Genomic DNA, 21,961 nt, shown 5'->3' with positions numbered 1-21,961 from the left:
TTTATCAGAGCTTTTGGACGATTTGGTCGATGATCCCGTATTCCAGCGCTTCCTCGGCCGACATGAAGTAATCCCTGTCCATGTCGCGTTCTATCTTCTCCAGGGGCTGGCCGGTCCGGTCCGCGTAAATCCGGTTGATCTTCTCGCGCAGCTGCAGGATCCGCCTTGCGCTGATCTCGATGTCGCTCGCTTGTCCCTGGGCTCCTCCGCTCGGCTGATGGATCATGATTTCGCTGTTCGGGAGCGCGAAGCGTTTGCCCTTCTCGCCGGACACAAGAAGCAAGGACGCGAACGAAGCCGCCATCCCCGTACAGATCGTATGCACCGGCGGTTTGATGAACTGCATCGTGTCGAAAATCGCGAACCCGGACGTCGTCACGCCGCCCGGACTGTTGATGTACATATGGATTTCCTTGTCCGGGTCTTCCGCGGCCAGGAAGAGCAATTGCGCCACGACGGAGTTTGCCAATTGGTCGTCGATCGCCGCCCCGACGAAGATGATCCGGTCTTTGAGCAGCCGGGAGTAAATGTCGTAGGACCGTTCCCCCCGGCTCGTCTGCTCCACCACATAGGGAATTACGCTCATGTTGAACCCTCCGTTTTCCGTGATTTGTTCGCTTTCCCTTCGTAAACGAACGCTGAAGGTCGAAAGATACCGGAGCTTCACGGTATAATGGAACAAAACGGAATCTGCGTTTTTTTTCCGGCATGCGTATCGAATGAGCGTCTTCATTCGTTTACGGATATAGCGAAGGCGGCTTCGCCGTCAAAACCTGCGGGAAAGGAACGTGCTCCCATGAAAGAAATTGTTGCGACTGACGCGTCCCCCTCTCCGGGGCATGACATCGTCTCCGAACTTCAGGCGACGCTGACCCGATATTGCCTGTCGCTGACGGGCTCTCGCCCGGAAGCCGAAGATTTGGCGCAGGACGCCTGGTTGAAGGCGCTGGGTTCGCTCCGGATTCCCGGCCACCCCAATCCGGAAGCTCTACTGCTTCGGATCGCGAAAAACGCATGGATCGACCGGTCCCGGAGAATCCGCACCGGGAATCGCTTGCAGCTGCTGGAGCGACCGCAAGAGGCTCCCCAGGATGCCGGTTTGTTCGAGCTGGAAGCGATCTTCGGCGCGCTGGTCAAACACCTTTCGCCTCTTCAGCGATCCGTGTTCCTGCTGCGCGACGTATTCGGTTATTCCAACGCGGAAGCGGCCGCCCGTCTCCATACGACCGAAGGCGCGGTCAAAACGGCGCTGCACCGGGCAAGGCAATCGCTTCATGCCGTGAGAGAAGAAATGAGAGAACCGTCGGAGGCAAGCCGGCCGGACCGTGAGGGACTTACCCTCTTTCTTCGCGCACTGGCTGCCGCTTACAGAAGCGAGGACATCGCGCGGCTCACCCAACTCGCGCAGATGGATGTCCTGCCGCCGGTCACCGCCATCGGCATCGCGCAGGCACGTTTGCTCCGCGAGCGCCGGCCGGGAACGCGCCAAGCGCCAGGCATGATGGCGGCTTAACGCAAACACAAGCTTACAAAACGAAAAGGGCAATCCCGATCAGCCGAAGGCAGGCGGGGATTGCCCTGTTCGTTTTGACGGCCCTTCTTCCGTCGTACATGACGGAGTAGTCCTTTCGTTTATGCCAAACGGAAAGCTTGATTCATAAACTGGTATATATTTTGACGAATGGAAGTGTGGAGATGGAAAGACCGGATCCCCCAAGCGGCTGGTACGAGAGCGCTTGGGATTGGGCGTCGGCGAATGTTTCTAGGTATGCCGACTTCAGGCAGTTCTACCGGAGCGTCACCGATCTGGACCCTTCCATCGTGCGTCACGGCCCGAAAGGAATGGACGAGCGGTATTATAAGCCTTTGTTCGACTATCATCTCCGCAACATGAATCCCCGTAAATACGTCGCCATGCTTCCCGGCGGAAGGGTGTGCGGAAGAAGCGGAGTCATCTCGCCGGACAACAAGCTCATCTGGGACGTCTCGATGGACTTCTTCGGCTCCCCGGAGCAGCACCCCGTCTTCTCGGGCCGACCCTTGCCGCCCGTGACGCGGATCCCCGGAACGGCGGCGGTGATGACGGCTCCCGGCAGCGACAACTATTATCACTGGCTTGTCGACGTGGTTCCGAGATTCGAATTGCTTCGGCGCGCCCCAATCCGCATCGATAAGTACATCATGAACGTAAACGGAACGATTCCCTTCCAGAACGAGACATTGGCTGCGTTGGGGATTTCGCGGGAGCAGCTCATCGAGAGCCATGACGGCACGAACTATCAAGCGGATACGCTGGTCGTGCCCGCCGTGCTCAACACCCGAACGCTCATGCCGGGCTGGGCGCTGCCGGTGATCCGGCGCGGGCTGTTAACTAACCGGGGAATTACGCCGATCGCCGGCTACGAACGGATATACGTCAGCCGGTTGAATGCCGGCCACCGGAGAACCGAAAACGAGCAAGCTCTCATCCGGATCTTGGAAGGCTTCGGATTTCGGACGGTTTACATGGAGCAGCATTCCGTCGCGGATGCCGCTCGGATCTTCTCTTCCTGCGACATCGTCGTCGCTCCGCACGGGGCGGGATTGGCCAATTTGGTCTTCTGCCGCCCGGGCATCAAGGTCGTCGAGTTGTTCGCTCCGCGTTACGTCAATTTGTGTTATTGGGCGATCTCCCAGCATGCCGGGCTCGACTATCACTATTTAATCGGCGACGGACCGGAACCGGGACCGGTCGATCCCGACACGGGTTCGGGCCTGGGCGGCCATGACCCCATCTCCGTAAACCCGGTCGACCTATGGATGCTCCTGGAAAAAATGCAGCGCCCCGAGCGAACTTGGTTTTTCAACAAAAGGAGGAGGACCGACGGAATGACGATGAAAATCGCCATGAAAGCGTACAACGGCCAATATGTGTGCGCCGAAGGCGGCGGAGGCAGGGAAATGGTCGCCAACCGGACCCAACTGGGACCTTGGGAGACGTTCCAGGCCACCTTCGTCGACCCTTGGAACAACCTGGTGACTCTGAAAACATGGGATGGAAACTGCTATGTCGGCGCCGCCGCCGATGGAAGGGTCTATTCGGCGCACGCGCAATCGCCGGGTCCGGAGATGACGTTCAAACTGGAACCCCGCGGCGGCCGCCACATGTCGCTGCGGTCTTCCTCGGGCAAATTCGTTTGCGCCGAAGGCGGAGGCGGCAGGGAAATGATCGCGAACCGCGACTACTGCGACATTTGGGAAACGTTCGAGATCGAAGTACTGTAACCTCTGCAACCAAACACGAAGGACCTGCGTAATCGCGCAGGTCCTTCCGTTTTTCGGATCAGATTGTTTTCTGCACGACCATCAGACCGTTCCAATAGGTCGGATGGCAGTTGCCGTTGGTTTGGACGTCTAACAGGATTTCATAGTTCCACGGCTGCCGCCGGACGAAATCGAGCACGGCTTGCCTTTTCTCCGGCCAATTGGTATCGGCGGCCAAAATCGTGCAGCCTTCGGCGAAAAACGGCTCCGCTTGCTTCAGGCCTTCCATCTGCCCATCGTAATCCGGCAGCCCGTCGAACATATAGCAGCCGATCGGAACGTCATGTACTCGGCTGAAATAGTCTTTCGGGTCCATGTCGTAGAAACGATGGTGATCGCTTTTCACGCTGTTGAAATACAGGAGAAACGGATCCGGGGAGTGCCCGAAACGGGTAAAGTCGTCGACTCCGATGCAAACGCGGCCGGGCTGGCCGGACATGCCCGCAAGCAGGTGGAACGGATGCAGCAGGTAAGAGTTATAGTTTCCGGCATGGACGTAGGCAAGTCCCGTTTTCATCCGGGAAACCGCGTAATTGACGATCGCCCCGTTGAGGAAAGAAGATAACCGGGGAACGTGCCAGACGGACAAAACCCGGTCCCGCAACGGCTGCTCCTCAGCCGGCAAAATCGCGTTATCCATTTCCATGAGAATATTTTGCGGATATTGATTGACGTAGGGATACGGCAAGGTCACGACTGGCTGAGAGGATTCCGGAAGGATATGACGGAAACGGATTCCGCTCAGGAACTCTCGAAGCTCCATCGAAGCCTGAGCCTCCTTTCTATCAACGGATATGGTCCGGATTTAGGGGGAACCGGTTGAAAGGCAAAGTATAGACCTCCCCGCCGATCGGTCCGCCCCACTTGATTTGGTAATAGGTATGAAAATAGGCGAACGTGACGTTTTCGAACAAATACCGGCGGTAAGTGTCCGACTTGGAAGTATTCGACCCTCCGTTACAATGGGTAACGCCCAAGCTCGTGTAGACGATCTCATAGCCGGCCAGCTGAAGCCGCCGGTAGTAGTCGATGTCGGCGTGGTAATCGTAGAACACCGTGTCCCATTGGCCGACCTCTCGCACCGCTTCCATGTTGTAGGCGACGAGCACGTCGTAGTTGGTGAACGCGACGCCCCATTTTCGCCCTTCCGCTTTCATCGTTTCGAGCTCGGACAGAAACTGTTCGACGGTCCCCGGATGCACCTCCGCATCGCTGTGAAAGAACAGGATGACGTCGCAGCCCTTCTCTTTTCCCCATTTCTGCATGAGATTCATCATCTGCGGGTAACGAAGCGGAACCGGAGGTTCATAGACCGTCAAACGTTCGGAGAAAAACGGTTCCCTCCGGAAAAATTCGCTTTCCGAATTGTCGATGATCACCGCGTGTTTCCAGCAAGGCTTAACGCTATGCACGGCCCTATACAGAAGGTCGGGCCGATTCACATAGCCCGTCCCGATGATATATTTCAAGGTCATTTCTCTCCGGTCACCTCCGTTTGCTAATCTATTCACTTGCTTTCTCCCCCGACATCGGCATGCAACCATAGGAAGAGGGACAAACGCCATTTTGCTCCCCGGTGGATGTCCGTCCATGTGACGCATGAATCGGCAGCATAGCATGTTACCAGCGATTTACGTCCAAGCAGGCGTTGATCCGCCATGCAGAAGCCTGTAAGCGGAAGGAGAGATTCAGGATCAAAGCCGCGGAAACAGATAGCAAAAAGAAGGACCCGGTCAAGTCTCTCCAAAAGAGTACGGCGAAAACAGCGGCGAAGAAAGCGGCAACGAAGAAAACGCCAGCGAAGAAAGCGGCGGTTAAGAAGCCAGTGGCCAAGAAGCCGGCGGCAAAGAAAACGGCTGTGAAGAAGACAGCAGCTAAAAAACAAAGCCGAAAACGACAGCGCAGAGGACGCAGGTTGTATTCCGGAAAACCTGCAGGATTGATCGCATCGACGAAGGATTGGCTGGAAGCCTTGCACGGTAAGGACCGGGTCGGATCGTATTACCGGGAATTTCATCATGATGACGTCACGAAGCTGGCGGATAGTAAAGGAATCGACGGACAGGTCCCCGAGCACTTCCGGGCGGGTACCTTCCGGGGGCATCCCTCGTTTGCGGCCCTCCTTCGGAACGCCCGTGTCTGGGAGAAAAACGGGGCCGTGATCACGCCGGACAACAAGCTGCTCGGTGACGTTTCCCGGGATTACGATAAAGGCATGCTCCATGGCGAACGTCATCCGGCGTTCCATCGATGGCACCGGCCTCCTCTTAGGCGTATTCGGGAGCCCTCGGCGCTTCTCACCTATATCTGGAGTGGAAACTATTTCCACTGGCTGTTCGACGTGCTTCCCCGGGTCAGCCTGCTCCGGGACAGCGGGTGGAACATCCGGAAATACATCGTCCCCCGGGACAATCGGAAAATCCAAGCCGAAACGCTGAACATGATGGGAATCTCGAAGAAAATGCGCATCGAATCGGGTCATTCCTTCCATGCCAGGTTCGATAAGCTTATCGTTCCGTCCTTCGTCAAAAAAGAGCGGGAGCTCCCTTCCGAATACCCGCGATGGGCGGCCGAATTTCTGCGGAACGAATTTCTGCTGAAGCGCGCCGTGCCCCTATCATACGAATACGAACGGATATTCATCAGCCGAGCGAATGCCTGGCAACGGAAGCTGTTGAATGAAAGAGACGTCCTGGACGCGATCCGGGATTACGGCTTTCGCGTCGTCGAGCTGGAAAAGCTCACTTTCAAGGAACAAGTCCGGATATTCGCCTCCGCCAAGGTGATCCTGGCCTCCCACGGCGCCGGTCTTGCCAATCTCGTATTCAGCCGACCCGGCGCCAAGGTAATCGAGATGTTCCCTCCCTCTTACGTCCCCAACTACTTCTGGCATTTAAGCAACCAGATGGGGCTCGACCATTACTACCTGATCGGGGAACGGTCGGTGAAACCCCACCCGGGTGGGTGGGAAGGTTCCGACGATTTCGAAGTGGACGCCGGGAAATTGAAAGAGCTTCTGCGATTCGCGCAGATTTAGTCATCGGTTTCGGAAGGGGGAATACGCATGAAGAGGACCCGCTCGGCACCTCGGAGCAAAAGAACGCCGCAGCGGACGGCAGCGATGACCCGCAGGCGAACCGGAAACCGCCGTTCCAACGTTTCGAGCAAGAAAAAGAAGAGTGTTCCGGCGAGAAAACGCCGCCCGGCCGTAAGGAGCCGGAAGCCGCGTAGACTTCTGTTCTCGACCAAAAGATGGGTCGGTTTAAAACCTTCATCCCTTTCCAACGGAAACGCCTATCAGGAATTCGGACCGGCGGAAACCGTTCCCTATCTCGAGGCCAAGGGGATCGGAACGCCGGTTTCCGGCAGCTTTCAAGCCGGGACCGAACTGTCTCCGCCCGCCTTCACGGCGGTGATCAAGCACGCCCGGATCTGGGGGCCAAGCGGGGCTGTCATCACCCCGGACGGCACGGTTTTGTGCGACGTATCGTGGGAGTATCGTTGGCGTTTTCTCGCGCGCCAACGGCATTCGATCTTGAGAACATGGAAGCCCTATCCGCTCAAGAAAATCGAGGGAACGGTCGGACATTTGGCCCATATCAGCAGCAGCAACTATTTCCACTGGCTGTTCGACGTCCTGCCAAGAATCGACCTCATCCGGAAGAGCGGCCAGAGTGTCGACCTCTACTTATTCCGCAGCATGGAACGTACCGGATACCGAGATGAAATTTTGAACGCCATGGGCATACCGGCCGAGCAGCGGATTTACGCGACTCCCCGGTTTCACGTCGAAGCCGATACGCTCGTGATGCCCTCCCTGGTCAGCCGTTACCGATGGAAGGTGTACGCGCAGCCCGTGACCTACTCCAAGCGGGCGACCGAATTCGTGCGACGAGAGCTCATGGCCGCGCTCGGACCAGTCCAATCGGCGGAGAAGCCAAAACGGCTGTACATCAGCCGGGCGAATGCCGGACATCGAAGGCTGCTCAACGAACCGATGATTACGGAGATGCTGGCTTCCCAAGACTTCACCGTCATTCATCCGGAGAACATGACGGTCAAAGAGCAGATCCATACGTTCGCGTCCGCGGAAGCGGTGGTGGCCCCCCATGGGGCCGGCTTGGCAAACCTCGCTTTTTGTTCCCCCGGAACGAAGGTCATCGAGATGTTTTCCCCCGCTTATACGCCGGGCTATTATTGGATGCTGAGCAGCCACTTCGACCTGGACTACCGTTATTTGATCGGAGAAACGATCGGCAAAGTCCACCCCTGGAGAGGCGGCATGGATATCATCGTGGATCCCGGTCGATTGAGCCTGCTGCTGAAATTGGCGGGAATCGGCGACTAGGGGAAACGAAAACGGAGCCTTCGCTTGCACGGCGGAATTCGCCGGCTTGCGGAGGCTCCCTTTTGTTTTATGCGTCCTTGCGGTTACGGTACGCTTCGATCGTCCGCCGCAACCCTTCGGCCAATTCGACTTCCGGTTCCCATTCCAGCAGTTCGCGCGCTTTGCGGATCGAAGGACGGCGGCGGGTCGGATCGTCCTGGGGCAGCGGATGGAACGTGATACGGCTCGGCGAATTCGTCAGTTCCTTGACGAGATTCGCCACCTGGAGGATCGTATATTCCTTTTCGTTTCCGATATTGATGATCTGGCCGTTTGCGGCTTCTCTGTCCATCATCCGCCGCAGGCCGTTTACCGTGTCGGTGATAAAACAAAACGACCGGGTTTGGGATCCGTCGCCGTAGATCGTCATGTCCCGGCCTCCCAGCGCCTGCGTGACCAAATTGGAGATGACCCTTCCGTCGTCCTGGCGCAACCCGTCGGAGTACGTATTGAAAATTCGGGCGACCTTGACGGCCAGGCCGAACTGCTTCCAATATTCGTAGCAATACACTTCACCCAGCCGTTTCGCCTCGTCATAGCATGCTCTCGGTCCCCACGTATTGACGTTCCCCCGGTATTCCTCGTCCTGAGGGTGTACCAGCGGGTCGCCATAAGCTTCGCTGGTGCTTGCGTACACCATTTTGGCTCCGTTCCGGAGTGCCAACTGCAGCAGATTGCGGGTACCGGACGTATTGACGGCGATCGTGCCGAACGGATCCGCCTGATAAAATTTCGGCGAAGCGGCAGAGGCGAAATGAAAGATTTCCCGTACCCTCTCTAATTCCGGCCGCTCCAAAAATGATTCCTTCGATACGTCCGATTCGAGAAAAGCAAATCGCGGGCTGTCTGCCAAATCGGACAAATTGTCCAGCCTGCCCGTGGATAGGTTGTCGATCCCGATGACCTCATATCCCTCGGAAACCAAAGCTCTCGCCAGATTGGATCCGATAAATCCGGCGGCTCCCGTGATGAGGATCTTATTCACTGAAGTTCCCTCCTGTCGATGCCTGGTCAGTCGTGAAGTTCGGAAACCACTTTTTTCAGGAAGGCGCCGAACGGCTCCTTGAGCGTCCTTTCTCTTAATCCTTCCAACACTGCCGCTTGCAAGTAACCCAGCCGGTTCCCCACGTCATGCAGCCCGAATTTGCTCACGTGAGCGTAGAATGCTTGGCCGTTCGCCAACTGCTGAAGCGCGTCGGTCAATTGGATTTCGCCGCCCGCTCCGGCAGACAGGCTGCCCAAAATCGGAAAAATGTCCGGCTCCAGGATGTAGCGTCCCATAATGGCAAAGTTGGAAGGGGGATTTTCCCGGGGCTTTTCCACCAACCGATTGACGAGCATCAAACGGTCGTTCTCGAAAGAACCGTCCACGATGCCGTAGTTTCCGACTTCGGACCAATCGACCGGCTCCACGGCGATGACGGAGCATTGTTTCTCCCGGTAGACGTCGGTCAGCGGTTTGATGCCCCCCGAGGTGTCCGCACGGACCGTGTCGCCGAGCAGGACGGCAAACGGTTCTTCGCCGACGAATTCGCGTGCGCACAAAACGGCATGGCCAAGACCGAGCGGCTGCTTCTGCACCGTGAAATGGATGTTCGCAAGCCGGGCCAATTGCTCGACCGTTTGCAGAAGACTATCTTTGTTTTGGCTTCGCAGAGCGGCTTCCAATTCGGGATTGCTGCCGAAATGTTCGCCGATCGCTCCTTTCCTCTCTCCCGTCACGATCAGAATATCTTCGATGCCGGCTTCAGCGGCCTCTTCGACAATGTATTGAATTACCGGTTTGTCCACGATCGGAAACATCTCTTTGGGGATCGCTTTGGTCGCCGGAAGAAAGCGAGTTCCCCATCCTGCCGCCGGTATGACGGCTTTCGTAACCTTCTTCACGTCGATTCTCCTTTCCCTGGCAACTGAACGCTGGCGCCGATACTTACAGCATATGAAGCGAGAGGTACCCTTGTCCTAGTCGAATCCCCAACTGTTCTATTTGGCGCTCGTTTTGGGTTGATATATATGGCTTCCGCACGAAAGGGAGCATAAGATACTCAATCAAATACAAGCTTGCAAAGGCTGGGGATAAGATGAACGTTGTCTGCGTCGGCGCGGGATATGTCGGCACCGTAACGGCCGCCGCCTTCGCCGTATTGGGACATTCCGTTACCCTCATCGATATTGATCGGAACAAGCTGGAAGCGATCCGCCGGGGCGTAAGCCCGATCTACGAGCCTTACTTGTCCGAAATCATAGGACGCTGTGCCGATCGCTCACTCTTCGCCGATTCGGATTACGGTAAAGTCGCGGAAGCGGAAGCCGTGTTCATTTGCGTGGGGACGCCGTCCAAAGCCGATTCCACCGCGGATCTGGTTTACGTGCGCGGAGCCGCTGAGCAGATCGGGAAGCATCTGGATCCGAAGCGGTATACCGTCATCGTGAACAAATCGACCGTGCCCGTCGGCACCTCGGACCTCGTCGCCTCCATCCTGGAGGACGCTTCCGGACTTACGCACGGCGTGAACTTCGACGTTGTCAGCAACCCCGAGTTTCTGCGGGAAGGATACGCCGTGGAGGACGTCTTCTATCCGGACCGCATCGTGATCGGAACCGGCAGCGATCGAGCCGAGAACGTGATGAAAGCCTTGTACGCCCCGCTTCTGACGAGAGCGTCGTACGCCGAACTGGGGGATCTCCTCCCGTATTTGAAAACGGATGATAAGAAACCGCCGGTATGGCTTCGCACGACCCCGCAAAGCTCCGAACTGATCAAGTATGCTTCGAACGCCTTCCTGGCCGTGAAAATCAGCTATATCAACGAAATGGCCCGCCTCTGCGACGCGCTGGGGGCGAGCGTGAAAGAGGTCGCGGCGGGAATGGGGCTGGACAGCCGGATCGGCGGGAAGTTCCTTCAAGTATCCAGCGGTTGGAGCGGCAGCTGTTTTCCGAAGGATACGGCCGAACTGCTGGCCACGAGCCGCAAATACGGCTGCGAGCAGCAGGTCGTGGCGGCAGCCGTGGAGGCCAACTTCGACATGCACCTGTACTGCGTTCAGAAGCTGCAAGCCAGGCTGAAAACGATGCAAGGAAAACGGATCGGCGTGCTCGGACTCACGTTTAAGCCGAATACCGACGATGTGAGAAAGACGCAGGCTTCGGTTATCCTGCGAAAGCTGAGCGATATGGGATGCCATGTTAAAGCCCACGACCCTCAAGGCATGGAGTTGTTCGCGAAGCTGCATCCCGACCTTGCGATCGAATACTGCGACACTCCGGAATCAACGACTTCGGGGGCCGATGCGATCCTGCTGCTGACCGATTGGAGCCTCTACCTGGAGATGGACTGGGAAAACGCGGGTGGAGCCATGCGCAGACGCTACATCCTCGACACCCGGAACGCATTGGATGCCGGACGGATGCGCGAATGGGGATGGACGTACGAGGGATTAGGGATTTAATCTTCTTATACCAGCGGTAAACCTTCCCCGGACAGCCGCGTCCGGGGAAGGTTTGTTGTTGTAGAACGGATCTATTCACTGCACACGGTGAACTCGAACGTATTGCTCTACCGAATCCTTCAAACGAACGGTCGCTTGCGAGGTTTTGACCACTCCGTTGCTGAAGGCGGCTTTGAAAGTGAACGTATAGTAACCTTGCGGCAGCCGGTCCAGAGGGAACCCGGCATCGCTGGAACGGAGAAGCCCTCGCCAACGGACATGGCTTGAATCCGCTGCCGTAAGGGACATTCCGAGTTCCGGAGTTGCCGAAGCTTCCACCGATACGGCGTGTGTGTCCGCACCTCCCGTATCGGTGACCGCCGCTTCCAGAACGAATGCTTCCCCCGCCCAAAACCAGTCACGGGGTCTCGGACTGTCCGGAAACTTGTCGTTGTATCGCAGCCTGTTCTCCTCCCACGCATCCGTATGGAGTACGGCGCCTTGAACGCTTAGCTCGCGGACGATCAAAGTTTTCGTGACGGACGCTTCCGCTTCCGAAGGGTCTTGCACCTTCAGCGTAATTCGGTACGCGCCCGGACGATCGGCGGTTTGCGTTCCCGGCAGGGTCAGATCTTTCGAACTCCCGGACAATGAATATCCATTCGGCCCGCTAATCGTCCACGCATAGGTTAACGGGTCTCCGTCGGGATCCGAGGACCGATTCGTCAAGAAGACCGTATCTCCTTCGTAGACGGGGTTTGGCGACCACTCGAAATCCGCCGTCGGCGCGCGGTTAATGACGGTTACGGTTCGGATTGCCTGCGAACACTGGCCCTTGGAATCGCACACGGACTGCCGGATCTCCATGACGCCGATGGAATTGAACACTTTGTTCCATGTTCCCCTGCTCGTGCTTTGCAGCGTCTCCGCCCCGCCCGTGGTCAAATTCCGAATGTAATATTCGTGAGGGAGGTTGGCCGCCGGTCCGTCCTCTTTATCGGACGCCGTCGACGTGACGGTCAATGCGTCCGCGCGGGATATCGTCGTTTTGCTCAGCGTAAAGCCGGCAATCGGCGGATCGTCCGGGGCAACCGGCGCGGTGACCATGATCGTCTGCTCGTTCCAATCGCTCCATGCGCCGTAGTCGTCTTTAACGGACAGCCCAACCGTGTAGGTACCGGCTTCAGCGGGCGTCACCAGCTTCTCATTTTTGGTCGTGCCGCTTGGCGTCGTGTAGTAATATTTGCGTTCCATGATGCCGCGCGTCGTCCGGTAGTCGATCCCGGTCGGATCGGTCGAATACACGGCCGAGCTTAGCCAGCGGTCCGGATCGTAGCTGGTGTCGGTCCACTTTACCGTCCTGTCCGCATTAAAGCTGAGACTGAACGCCGCAATCGGTCTTCGATGCACAATGATAGATTGGACATAAGTATTCGAAAATGCCCGGTATCCGTCAAAAACCATACTCGGGTATGGATAACCGGAATTCGGATCGTCCGGTACTTTGTAGCTGACCTTATAGAGCCCCACTTTATCCAGACTTGCCGGAGGAGCAGCGAGCGTCATCCCGTCATAGCCGGAAAGGCCTGATTTGCCGTCACCCGCGTTCAAAAATTTATTCGGATCCACATGATCGAATTTCCATTCTCTAAGCGGCTGAATCTCAGGATCGTTTTCCGTATCGATGAAGCTTGTGCTGTATTGGATGCCGGCCGTCACCAATGCAATATTGTTCATTTTCGAGTTGGCCGCCGCGATCTCTTGAATCGAAAATGCCTTGAATTCCGTCAGCGCCGCATTCGTAAAGGGTCCGAAGGTACCTGCATCTGCAAACGTCGAATCGTTGACTTGAATGAGAGGCACGCCATTAATGTAAACCTTCAAGTTGTCGAACAAGGCGTTAACCGTAATCGTATAGTACGTACCTGCCGTCATGGCGTACGCCGTCTCGCCGAGAACCGTTCTTGCGCCGTTTACCACTTTTACCAGCTTCGTTTTCGTGCTGGAGGATTCGACGCGATACATGTTCTTGCCGCTGCCCCTGGCCGCTCTAAAGGCAAAGCCCGCTCTTTGGTCGGAATCGGAATGAATGTTGAACTTTACCTTGTAGGTTAATTTAAAATTTGCAAGATCAGGTATGGTGTTCGAATAAAAGGATCCGTAAACATCATAGTTTTTGGCAACGTCAGCTGCCGCCCCGGAAACGATAAAATATTTGGCGCTTCCGTAATACGGGTCGACTCTGAGGGAGCCGTCAGGCAACGCACTGAGCCTCAAACTAGGAGTAAAGGAAGACGAACTGATCTGGGAAAAATAAGGCGCAAAGTTCAGCCAGCTCAGCGTCCCCGTCTCCATATCGACTGCACGAAGATAGGAATCGCCCCAAACGCTTCCATAGGCGAACCCGTTCGTCGTGAGAAGCATGGAGTTGTTTCCGATGTAAGCCGACCACAGAACGGTGGCCGGACTCGTGAAACTGCGTCCTCTTAGCGTACCGGACTCATTCGTCACGATGATATTTTTATATCTTGCAATGACGAGTTCCTCGGTTCCGATCGGGGTTGAGCTCAGCACGCTCCCCGACGCTTCGTCGCGAACGATGAGTCTATAGACACGATCGCTGAAGGATTGCTTCCGGAACGTGTAGGCAATCTTTGTGCCATCCTCGCTTCCGACGACGCGCCCTCCCCAAAAGTAGCCGTCCCTCTTGTATCCGTCGTTCCAGTTATTTTGGCCCCCGTCATCATAGACGGCCATCAGGTCTCCCGTATTCCCATTCAATTTGGCCAGGTTCACGCCGTAGAAAGTCATCGACCCGCCGGGAGATCCGCTGTGCCAGCCCCAGGCTTCGTAATACAAATTCCCCTTGGAATCATAGCCGATGGGCCAATCAATCGTCTGGTCGGGGTCCGTGGCATTCTCGGGAATGTCCGCAGGTACGGTGTCCTTCTTCCCGGCTAACGTAAAAGGATTAGCATAGCTGAAATTGTTTACGTAGTCGTTCATATAGAACCATCGTTCCGGGTAATTCGCCGCCGAATAGACTTCTTTCAAATCCAAATTAAAACGAATCGGCATCTTATCCTGTATCAGGTTGTTGCCTACGATAAAACATGAGCTCGACACGCAGCCCCAGTAATGTTTGCCGTTATAGATTTTTTTGACGGGAGCTTCACCTAAGGCAAAACCCTTAAAGGTAAATTCGTAGTCGTAATTATCCCCGCCCGTAATGATCAGCACGCCCATTTCCGGGTCCGTTTGTGCCAATTGAACTTGGGACATTCTTCGCACTTCTACACCGTTACGTTTAACGATCAGGTTGGAAGCCCAATAGGCCGATTCTTGAACGAGGTAGTAGTCTTGGTACAGATTGAGCCCTAGACCCGTATCCGTTGCCGTCGTAACGGCGGCAGAGTTTAAGTAGACTCCTTTCCAATCCGAGATTAAAGGGACGCCTTCATTTTGATAAGACATGTTGAACAGGTTAACGGACGATAAAGAGCCTTCCGCCGAGTCCACGACCCACGGTTTGCCTCCGATCGTCGTACTCCATGCCGAGGTCATGAGATCCGAGGGGTTCACGTTATATGTCGTTCCAGGAGTAGGCGGGGTGCTGATGTCCCCTTGCATGCTAAAAGTTACAGTCGGATTGTCATTGATCACGTTCAAAAAGAAGTTTTTCTCCGCTTGTTTCCCCCAATCCTCGGTGACCGTTACCGTAAATTGAAAACGTCCGACCAAGGCCGGCGTGATGGAAAACTGCCTGTTCGCGTCAGGCGTGACGGCTGTGGAAGATTCCGAGAAAATTCCGTCGTTGTTGCGGTCGTATCGGTATACAATGGTTCGGGCGACGATTTGGTCACCATCCGGGCTGTACGAATCTTCCTTGAACTGAACGCTTTGTCCCCGGACGGTGGTGGGCGTGAATTGCAGCGACGGGACCGGAGGCTCGTCCGGCTTTACCGTGATCGTATGCGTCGCGGGTTGCAGCGATTTCAGACCGGAGCTGTCGAACACTTCCAAGGTGACGACTTCGGTTCCAGGCGCCGGGTAAGACGCCCGTTTGTTGGTCCAGATGTCGCGACTGTGATCGATAGAGAGTCCCAGCGGGCTGTAGCTTTGGTCGGCATGGAGTGCAGGCGTAACGGGCCGCCCCTCTACTACCGATGTCGGGCCTGTAATGATCGGCACCGGGTTTGGCGGAACAACTTCAACGCAAGCGGTACGGACGGAGTCCGCTCCGAAAACGTCCCGCATCGTCGCTTTCCCGCAGAAATATCCGGGAGTATCCATCCGGATTTGATGGTAGCCGTTCGTGTACGCCGAATATTTCAAGGGAATGTCTTTCGCCCAGGCATTGGAAGCGGAAAAGTCAAAGCCGATGAAGGTGAAGACATCGCCGTCCGGATCGTACGCCGCCGGGCTGTCGAGGTAGACGAGGTCCAGGTAGGTGCCTACCGGTACCCTGGTCTTCACGCCCGCTTTGTTCCATTGTCCGGGAATCGTCCATCCGGCCTCGAACACGGGAGGACTGTTGCCTGACGGACCGTTGATGTTCAGGGTTTTGGAAGCTATCCAGCCGGTATCGCCGCAGCTGGCGACGATTTTGAGTGATATGGTGTGGCTGCCCACTCCGATGTTATAGGGGTATGTGGAATAGTTGAAGGACAATGAACTGGTGGTTCCTACTAAGTTGCCGCTCGTCCAGGTCATACTGGCACGTTCGATTTGAAATTGATGGTATTTATAGGTGCAACCGGTGGAGAAGGAAAAGTTCTTGGGCTTGAAAGAAATGCTGTCTCGCCAGTTGATCGTGGTGGAGGGTAGGATGTCGAAGTCACCGTTGATGGATATAGGGGCTGGAGCATCGCCTTCGTAGGTAACGACGAGTTTGGCAGGTTCGTATTCATAGGTTTTGGAGGATACTTTTACGATCCAAGCAGCATGGTAAACCGTTACCTTTGCTCCAAATGATGCTAAATCATCCGATACCCCAAGAAAACTAAAATCCTGCTCATATGTTACTGTAAATTTTGTAGCACTTATCATGTCAACATGTTCAAGTGTCGTTAGATCAAAGGTTGGACCATCCAAGGTACCATCGTCTCTGGGGCCTTTAATAATAACAAAAGGATCGGTCGATTTGGCCGTTGCCGAAATCACCCCTGGTGAGTCATCGACGGCACTGTTAGGAATAACAGTTCCGTTTAACTTGTATTCATGGTTCGTAGTTCCACTTAATTTAAGGTTTTTTTCAATGCAACCCGGAGCTTTCGGCATTCCAAAAGAATCAAGTGAATTGCTGCCACTGGGGTTCGGACAAGTCCCATCATAGCCACTGTAGTACCACTTGTTTCCGTTAGGACCATCCTTGCCATATCGATACCATGCATAATAACCTTTTGCCGTATTATTTTGATCCGAAACTACGTCTTTTGCCGTGCCTGATAAACTTACCGTTCCCGACCAAGAAGAAAGACTAGCATGGTTTACAAGAGTTTGTTTTACTACACCATTTTGTACGACATCTATTTGACTGATTTTGGATCCAATTGGTGCAGAAATGGTCTTAGAAGCACTTGTTAAAGTGGATTTCTTAAAATATAGCTTCTCACCTATTTGGGATGTTCCAGGAAACGATAATAAAACATCTTGCTGAGTCGCTGCCAATGCTCTTTTAATTAAAATGGATTGGGGCAGAACGCCACCAAACAAGCCCATAAATAAAGTCAATATCAGGAGAACGGTTACCTTTCGCATAATATTCTCTCCCATGTGTCAGCGATCAAACGAAAAGCACCGAGCAATAGAGCTTTCCCTCTATTCGCGCGGTGCTTCCGACACAAATTGATTATTAAGTTGTTGTCGTATATTTACATACATTCAGAAAGAAGCCCTTTACGGCCTTCAGATATGTGAATGACCACGATTACGGTATAAAATATATATTCCCTGGACCGGCAACATCTACGATTACGTTTGTTTGTCCTTCAACACCCATATAAGAAGGTGTGAAAATTTGCAATACCAAACTATCGTATTTCACCTCAGTTTTTTTTGGTATAACACCAGCCGGAAAGTCGCTAATCCCTTTAATAAACACTCGTGCAGGTTGATTTAAGTGTCCTTCACGAAAGCCTTTCTTTTGATTAATAGTAGGTATTGCCCCGGTGACTCCGAAAGACGGCATAGAATTCGAATATAATTTTGTATCTTTATTGAATTCAAGCCGCCCATCGAAGTATAAAACATAACTATTTGTTTGAAGTTTTAGAGGAAAGCCCTCAGCTACCCCATTCTCGATAAGTCCGTTCCCATACCATTGAAGCTTGTTGATATCTCCAAGCAAGTACCGGTTCGGATCTTTCGGATCTGCCATATCAATCGCTACAACTCGATTAATCCTTCCTTTATATTTTCCGTCTTTGGGTTCGAGTGTCATGTTGCTGACGTCCCATTTGTAGATAGGATCGACTCCTTGTTTTACCTCGTAGGGATATTGGGTCCTAAAAAACTCGGGCATCACCGTAAACACGTTTGTGCGATGCCACGCGAGTTCCGCGCTGGACATGGCATACTTGTCCACCGGCAGCTTCTTCCCCTCGCTGACCCCCAGAATCCGCTCGATGATTGCCACGGCCTGCGCACGCGTGGAAGTCCCCTTGAGGTCCAGCTTCCCTGCTCCCGTCCCCGCCAAGATTCCGGATTGCGTCCCGATGAAAACCAACCAATTGTCGTCCCCGGCATTCGGCTTCGTGTCAATGCCCGCAACCGACGCGCGCACGGCCAATTTGACCATCTCGAGTCGGGACAGCGAGGAGTCGTACTGCGCGTAGAAGTCGCTTGTTTTGTGGATGCCGGATTCGACCAAAGCCGCGACGTACGGTTGGTACCACGGACTGCCCTGCTCCACATGCGGCAGCTTCAGTGCATCAGCCAGCATGCGCATGAATTGGGCACGGCTCACCTTCTCTTCCGGCTTAAAGGTGCCGTCCGGAAAACCGCTCACATATCCTTTAGCTACGGCCTGCTCGATTTGCGCTTTGGCCCAATAGCCGCTTTTCACGTCTTTAAATCCCGCCGCAGCACCCTGTTCGCCAACGGCATATGACGGTATCGCCAGCACTGTAACAACAAGCATAATCGCCATCAAAGCAATCCAATATTTCTTCATCTCGTGCACTCCCCGTTTCCGCAAATATCATGCAAAATGACCGGCGCGGGAGGAGCCAGCTTCCTTCCCTCGCCCGATGCGACGCTGCCGGCTTGTCCCGCCCATGCCGCCAAAAAAGCCATCACGATCAGCACGATCCCGTGCCACTGCCTCATTATTCGATCCGCCCTTCCCTACGAAATTTACGTTCTGTTAAAAATAAAAAAGAGAAAGCACCTCCGTCGTCGTTGTTCGCTCGCGGGTGCTTCCTCGCATTTTCCTATTCGGTTGGTATTCCCATTATATGAAAACTTGACATTTTTCGTCAACGCCTGATTTTCCATCTACTCACAATGCGGCTTTACTCTTGTTTCTCGTAAGCGAGACGATGTCCTTCTTCAAACCCTTCGGCGAAGCCGGCATCGAATCCCAACACGTATTGAGGGTCGAATCCTGATTCTTCCTCATGCTCGGTATCGTCGTTTTTCTTGCTGCTCGCATGGCGGCTGCGGGTCTGCTTCTTCGTTATTTTCGCCGTTTTTCTTGCCGCCGACCCGCGTTTTCGAACCGGATGAATGGCCAACCCGCAACGCCTCCCGACTCCGTTTTCGTATCGGGTGTATCCCGGCTCCGATCCAAGGCGGAACCGGAATTCCCCGCTTCGGCCGCTGCCAACTGAACCCGGTGACGGATCGCAGCAGAGCGGCTTGCATGCCTTCGATCGCCCTCGCATGCTCTCTTATAAGGACCGGAGACACCCCTGCTTCGGCGACTACCCCCGCCGTATTTTCCAACAAAACCGCCAGCGCCGTTTGGCTTCTGGCAATGGACTCCAATATTTGAAGCTTGATTTCCCATTCGAGATCCATCCGGTTCACCTGCCCGAATCCTCCGCCTCATTTTCCGAAGATCCCCCTGCGTCCTGTCCGTCAACTTGATCGGGATGAAGGATCAACTTCATGTTGCGGCTTAACCCGTTGCATAATTTCGCCAAACCTTCGATCACTTCGATCTGCTGTTCGTGAATCAGCATGCAAACCGAAAGGCGGTCCGTATTCGTCTCGAAAATGGGTTCCTTCAAATGATACTGCAGCCAGCCGCGCACTTTTTCGGACTCCGCCGCTTTGGCGCCAAGCACGAGGGAGATGTTTCTCTGAATGTCGGCAAGGGATTGCAATGTCGTGGCGAAAGCGCGCTCTATGATGACTCCCGGATCCTGCTCCTTGCGTCCCATCTATTCCTCGTCAACCCCCTCACTCGCCGCTTTGACGACATTGAAGAGGCTGACGGCCAAGGAATCTTCCAGTTCCGCCAACCCGTTCAGATAAGCGATTACGCTTTTGGTAACCTGCGAAGCGCCGTTCAGCACCTCTTCGGTGCCGCCCAACCCCGCATGGGCATCCGGAATTCCGCACACGAGTTCGGACGCGCGGACGGTTGCCTGCTTATTGGCTTCGAGAATTCTCGCCAATTGCGCGTAGGATTGCGACAGATGATGGATCGTTTCGGTCATCGATTTGTGCAACCCGCTCCTCCTCCAATCGCCCGCACGCTATATCTTATTCTTTTGCCTTGAGTGTGCCACACGTTACAAACGCTGCTTCAATAAGGGCAGAGAGACGATGGGGAGACCGGCGATACGGTCGGCGAGATCAGCTTTATGGACGAATTGGACGGGCTTGAGGTGCAGGTTCCATGAATGCATGGCGGGCGTGCTGACCACCCTGCGCACCGTGCTTCCCTCCAGGTAATACACGGTACCGTCCGACAGCTGCGCCACTCCTCCCCAACCGTCCGGATCATCCAAACCGCGCCATCTGACCTCCACTTCCCGGGCATGAATGGTATCCCCAACCGGCCAGCGCCGCAAATCGACCTGCGACAGCCGGACGGACGGAAACGACAACGAACCGCGGACGAGATGACGATGTCCTCCTTCGATCCAATAAACGGAGTCCCCGACTCCCTGAACGACGACCCGCTGCGGATAAAACAAAGTTCCGGCAGGTAGACCTTCCCGCTCCTCCTGAGCCTGTATGGCGGCTCTTTGCAGCCATCCGATCGCGTCGCTCCATTTGGTCGTGAAGCAGCTTTGGTCTTGAGGATCCTGCCCGGTTAACGCATTCTCGGACTCGGCCCGGTTTTCGCTTCCGGCATGGCGGACAAAAGTATCCCTCGCGATGACCAGGCGTTTGCCGGCCAAACGTACACGGATGCTGTAGTCCAGGTCATGGAGCTTTCCGGACTCGAAGCCTTCGTCGAAATACCCGATTTCTTCGAACAGTTCCCTGCGAAACAGCAAACAGAAGCTCTGGAGCGAATCGGAGTCCCGCCATTGGGTCGGCCGGCTCCGATTGTGCTCGCGCGCGAAAGCCTCCTTCTCCTCCGCCTTGAGGTTAGATATCCGAATTCGCTGCGCTCCGCCGACCGTGTCCGAGAGCGGCCCGACCATGCCGATGCGGGCATCGCTGTTCAGGCAAACCAGGAGATTCTGAAGCCAATTTCCCGTAACCCAGGTGTCGGGCTTAAGCAGAACGATCGTCCTGCCTTTCGCCATCATGAGTCCGATATTCACCGCGCCGGAAAATCCCCGGTTCTCCTCCAACACGCAGAATCGGATCCGCCCGCGGAGCGATTTCAAATACTCCGCCGTTCCGTCGGCAGAGGCGTTATCCACCACCAAGATCTCGTAAGCGGATTCCGTATGCTTCTCGACGCTTTCCAGGCATTTTTTAAGATGTGCCAGTTGGTTATGCGTCGGGATCACGATGCTGGTCCCCTCGAAAAGGATTCCGTAATGCTGCCCGCCGGCGCGGACCCCTTGACGGAAGCCTTCCTCGAAGCCTTGCCGGTAAGCGGCCCGGCCTTGGGCTTTCAGGGACGATTCGGATATGGCCGGCAAATCCATCACCTCGCATGCGGATTCGCGGCTTTCCGCCCATTCCCTTTAAGGCAGAAAACCCTTCAACTTTTTGCCCGCCGATTCCAAGGCTTCGAAGGTTCCCGCGTCCGTCCACCATCCGTGCACTTTCGCGAAGGCCAATTTCCCTTGTATGGCATAGGCATTGTTGACATCGGTAATTTCCATTTCCCCCCGCTGGGAAGGGCTGATGTTCTCGATCAAGTCGAAAACGCCGCTGTCATAAAAATATAGCCCGGTCACGCAAAAATCGGTTTGCGGACGTTCCGGCTTTTCCTCGATCCGAACGATTTTACCGTCCGTCTCGGACAATATGGGAACCCCGTATCTGCGCGGATCATCCACCTTTTTGAGCAAGACCATCGCTCCTTCGGGCTGGCGCTCGAATCGCTCCCGGAAGTGTCCCAGGTTTTCCTCGAACAAGTTATCCCCCAGCAGCACGGCGAATTTCTCGCCGGAGGCGATGACCGGGCGGGCCAATTCGAGCGCTTGCGCGATGCCCCCCGCCTCCTCCTGCACCCTGTACGTCAAGGAAACGCCCCAATCGCGCCCGCTGCCGAGCACGTCGGCAAAACCGGCAAGCGCCGTGCGCCCCGTCACGATGACAATGTCACGAATTCCGGCGTCCCGTAAGGCGGTCACCCCGTAGCAGATCATCGGGTAGGTACCCACCGGCAGCAAATGCTTGTTCGTCCAGTAGGTGAGAGGTTTCAGCCTGGAACCCGTGCCCCCTGCCAAAATGACAGCTTTCAACGCGCAACCTCCTTCAT

At 55.1% G+C, this 21,961-nt stretch carries 18 protein-coding genes; 5 read left to right on the top strand and 13 right to left on the bottom strand.

Going from position 1 to position 21,961, the window contains the following annotated elements:
• Positions 1 to 4: 4 nt before the first annotated feature.
• Positions 5 to 586: an ATP-dependent Clp endopeptidase proteolytic subunit ClpP gene (clpP, locus tag EAV92_RS01910; RefSeq protein ID WP_123043515.1), complete on the bottom strand. Its 582-nt coding sequence runs from the start codon at positions 584 to 586 to the stop codon at positions 5 to 7.
• Positions 587 to 796: 210 nt separating this feature from the next.
• Here clpP and EAV92_RS01905 point away from each other — a divergent pair, with 210 nt between their 5' ends.
• Together EAV92_RS01905 and EAV92_RS01900 are read left to right on the top strand one after the other, a co-directional pair.
• Positions 797 to 1,513, top strand: coding sequence for an RNA polymerase sigma factor (locus EAV92_RS01905; RefSeq protein WP_164472603.1), 717 nt, complete (start codon positions 797 to 799; stop codon positions 1,511 to 1,513).
• A gap of 182 nt (positions 1,514 to 1,695) precedes the next feature.
• A complete protein-coding gene (locus EAV92_RS01900; protein WP_123039510.1) occupies positions 1,696 to 3,264 on the top strand; it encodes a glycosyltransferase 61 family protein in 1,569 nt (522 codons plus the stop codon).
• A 58-nt stretch (positions 3,265 to 3,322) separates the two neighbouring features.
• On the opposite strand, the gene EAV92_RS01895 is transcribed toward EAV92_RS01900, so the two are convergent.
• Positions 3,323 to 4,066, bottom strand: coding sequence for a hypothetical protein (locus EAV92_RS01895; RefSeq protein WP_123039509.1), 744 nt, complete (start codon positions 4,064 to 4,066; stop codon positions 3,323 to 3,325).
• Positions 4,067 to 4,088: 22 nt separating this feature from the next.
• A complete protein-coding gene (locus EAV92_RS01890) occupies positions 4,089 to 4,778 on the bottom strand; it encodes a glycosyltransferase family 2 protein (RefSeq protein WP_338134391.1) in 690 nt (229 codons plus the stop codon).
• 440 nt (positions 4,779 to 5,218) lie between these two features.
• Here EAV92_RS01890 and EAV92_RS01880 point away from each other — a divergent pair, with 440 nt between their 5' ends.
• Together EAV92_RS01880 and EAV92_RS01875 are read left to right on the top strand one after the other, a co-directional pair.
• The gene (locus EAV92_RS01880; RefSeq protein ID WP_123039507.1) at positions 5,219 to 6,340 is read left to right on the top strand and encodes a glycosyltransferase family 61 protein; all 1,122 of its coding nucleotides are present in this window, start codon (positions 5,219 to 5,221) and stop codon (positions 6,338 to 6,340) included.
• A gap of 27 nt (positions 6,341 to 6,367) precedes the next feature.
• Positions 6,368 to 7,651 carry a glycosyltransferase family 61 protein gene (locus tag EAV92_RS01875; RefSeq protein WP_123039506.1) on the top strand — a complete coding sequence of 428 codons (1,284 nt, stop codon included), beginning with the start codon at positions 6,368 to 6,370 and terminating at the stop codon, positions 7,649 to 7,651.
• Between the two features lie 67 nt (positions 7,652 to 7,718).
• On the opposite strand, the gene EAV92_RS01870 is transcribed toward EAV92_RS01875, so the two are convergent.
• Positions 7,719 to 8,675 carry an NAD-dependent epimerase/dehydratase family protein gene (locus EAV92_RS01870; protein WP_123039505.1) on the bottom strand — a complete coding sequence of 319 codons (957 nt, stop codon included), beginning with the start codon at positions 8,673 to 8,675 and terminating at the stop codon, positions 7,719 to 7,721.
• A 26-nt stretch (positions 8,676 to 8,701) separates the two neighbouring features.
• Entirely contained in the window at positions 8,702 to 9,577 is an 876-nt protein-coding gene (gene galU / locus EAV92_RS01865) for a UTP--glucose-1-phosphate uridylyltransferase GalU (RefSeq protein ID WP_123039504.1), read from the bottom strand.
• Between the two features lie 194 nt (positions 9,578 to 9,771).
• On the opposite strand from galU, the gene EAV92_RS01860 reads away from it, so the two are divergent.
• Positions 9,772 to 11,139 carry a UDP-glucose dehydrogenase family protein gene (locus EAV92_RS01860; protein ID WP_123039503.1) on the top strand — a complete coding sequence of 456 codons (1,368 nt, stop codon included), beginning with the start codon at positions 9,772 to 9,774 and terminating at the stop codon, positions 11,137 to 11,139.
• Positions 11,140 to 11,214: 75 nt separating this feature from the next.
• Here EAV92_RS01860 and EAV92_RS01855 read toward each other — a convergent pair whose 3' ends face one another.
• The 8 genes from EAV92_RS01855 to EAV92_RS01825 form a co-directional block, all read right to left on the bottom strand.
• The gene (locus EAV92_RS01855) at positions 11,215 to 15,789 is read right to left on the bottom strand and encodes a PKD domain-containing protein (protein ID WP_123039502.1); all 4,575 of its coding nucleotides are present in this window, start codon (positions 15,787 to 15,789) and stop codon (positions 11,215 to 11,217) included.
• Between the two features lie 1,258 nt (positions 15,790 to 17,047).
• Entirely contained in the window at positions 17,048 to 18,292 is a 1,245-nt protein-coding gene (locus EAV92_RS01850; protein WP_123039501.1) for an S-layer homology domain-containing protein, read from the bottom strand.
• Positions 18,289 to 18,447 carry a hypothetical protein gene (locus EAV92_RS24370; RefSeq protein ID WP_164472602.1) on the bottom strand — a complete coding sequence of 53 codons (159 nt, stop codon included), beginning with the start codon at positions 18,445 to 18,447 and terminating at the stop codon, positions 18,289 to 18,291. Before EAV92_RS24370 ends, EAV92_RS01850 begins: the two co-directional genes overlap by 4 nt.
• Positions 18,448 to 18,632: 185 nt before the next feature.
• Positions 18,633 to 18,854 (bottom strand): hypothetical protein, encoded by a 222-nt coding sequence (locus tag EAV92_RS24365; RefSeq protein ID WP_164472601.1) that lies wholly within the window; start codon positions 18,852 to 18,854, stop codon positions 18,633 to 18,635.
• 291 nt (positions 18,855 to 19,145) lie between these two features.
• A complete protein-coding gene (locus EAV92_RS01840; protein WP_123039499.1) occupies positions 19,146 to 19,505 on the bottom strand; it encodes an alpha-helical endospore appendage domain-containing protein in 360 nt (119 codons plus the stop codon).
• Complete coding sequence (locus EAV92_RS01835; RefSeq protein WP_123039498.1) at positions 19,506 to 19,796, bottom strand: nucleoside-diphosphate sugar epimerase; 291 nt, start codon at positions 19,794 to 19,796, stop codon at positions 19,506 to 19,508.
• A 63-nt stretch (positions 19,797 to 19,859) separates the two neighbouring features.
• The gene (locus tag EAV92_RS01830) at positions 19,860 to 21,173 is read right to left on the bottom strand and encodes a glycosyltransferase family 2 protein (protein ID WP_164472600.1); all 1,314 of its coding nucleotides are present in this window, start codon (positions 21,171 to 21,173) and stop codon (positions 19,860 to 19,862) included.
• 45 nt (positions 21,174 to 21,218) lie between these two features.
• A complete protein-coding gene (locus tag EAV92_RS01825) occupies positions 21,219 to 21,944 on the bottom strand; it encodes a sugar phosphate nucleotidyltransferase (RefSeq protein ID WP_123039496.1) in 726 nt (241 codons plus the stop codon).
• Positions 21,945 to 21,961: the final 17 nt, after the last annotated feature.

The sequence above is a fragment of the Cohnella candidum genome (assembly GCF_003713065.1).
GTDB lineage: Bacteria > Bacillota > Bacilli > Paenibacillales > Paenibacillaceae > Cohnella > Cohnella candidum.
The sequence above is the reverse complement of the archived record's forward strand: the minus strand, read 5'-3'. Positions and strand labels throughout refer to the sequence as shown.

Excerpts from the sequence above, each read along its gene's own strand:
- EAV92_RS01840 (WP_123039499.1), bottom strand. The coding sequence starts at position 19,505 with ATGGGACGCAAGGAGCAGGATCCGGGAGTCATCATAGAGCGCGCTTTC.
- EAV92_RS01900 (WP_123039510.1), top strand. The coding sequence starts at position 1,696 with ATGGAAAGACCGGATCCCCCAAGCGGCTGGTACGAGAGCGCTTGGGAT.
- EAV92_RS01860 (WP_123039503.1), top strand. The coding sequence starts at position 9,772 with ATGAACGTTGTCTGCGTCGGCGCGGGATATGTCGGCACCGTAACGGCC.
- EAV92_RS01850 (WP_123039501.1), bottom strand. The coding sequence starts at position 18,292 with ATGAAGAAATATTGGATTGCTTTGATGGCGATTATGCTTGTTGTTACA.
- EAV92_RS01895 (WP_123039509.1), bottom strand. The coding sequence starts at position 4,066 with ATGGAGCTTCGAGAGTTCCTGAGCGGAATCCGTTTCCGTCATATCCTT.
- EAV92_RS01875 (WP_123039506.1), top strand. The coding sequence starts at position 6,368 with ATGAAGAGGACCCGCTCGGCACCTCGGAGCAAAAGAACGCCGCAGCGG.
- clpP (WP_123043515.1), bottom strand. The coding sequence starts at position 586 with ATGAGCGTAATTCCCTATGTGGTGGAGCAGACGAGCCGGGGGGAACGG.
- EAV92_RS01890 (WP_338134391.1), bottom strand. The coding sequence starts at position 4,778 with ATGACCTTGAAATATATCATCGGGACGGGCTATGTGAATCGGCCCGAC.
- EAV92_RS01905 (WP_164472603.1), top strand. The coding sequence starts at position 797 with ATGAAAGAAATTGTTGCGACTGACGCGTCCCCCTCTCCGGGGCATGAC.
- EAV92_RS24370 (WP_164472602.1), bottom strand. The coding sequence starts at position 18,447 with ATGAGGCAGTGGCACGGGATCGTGCTGATCGTGATGGCTTTTTTGGCG.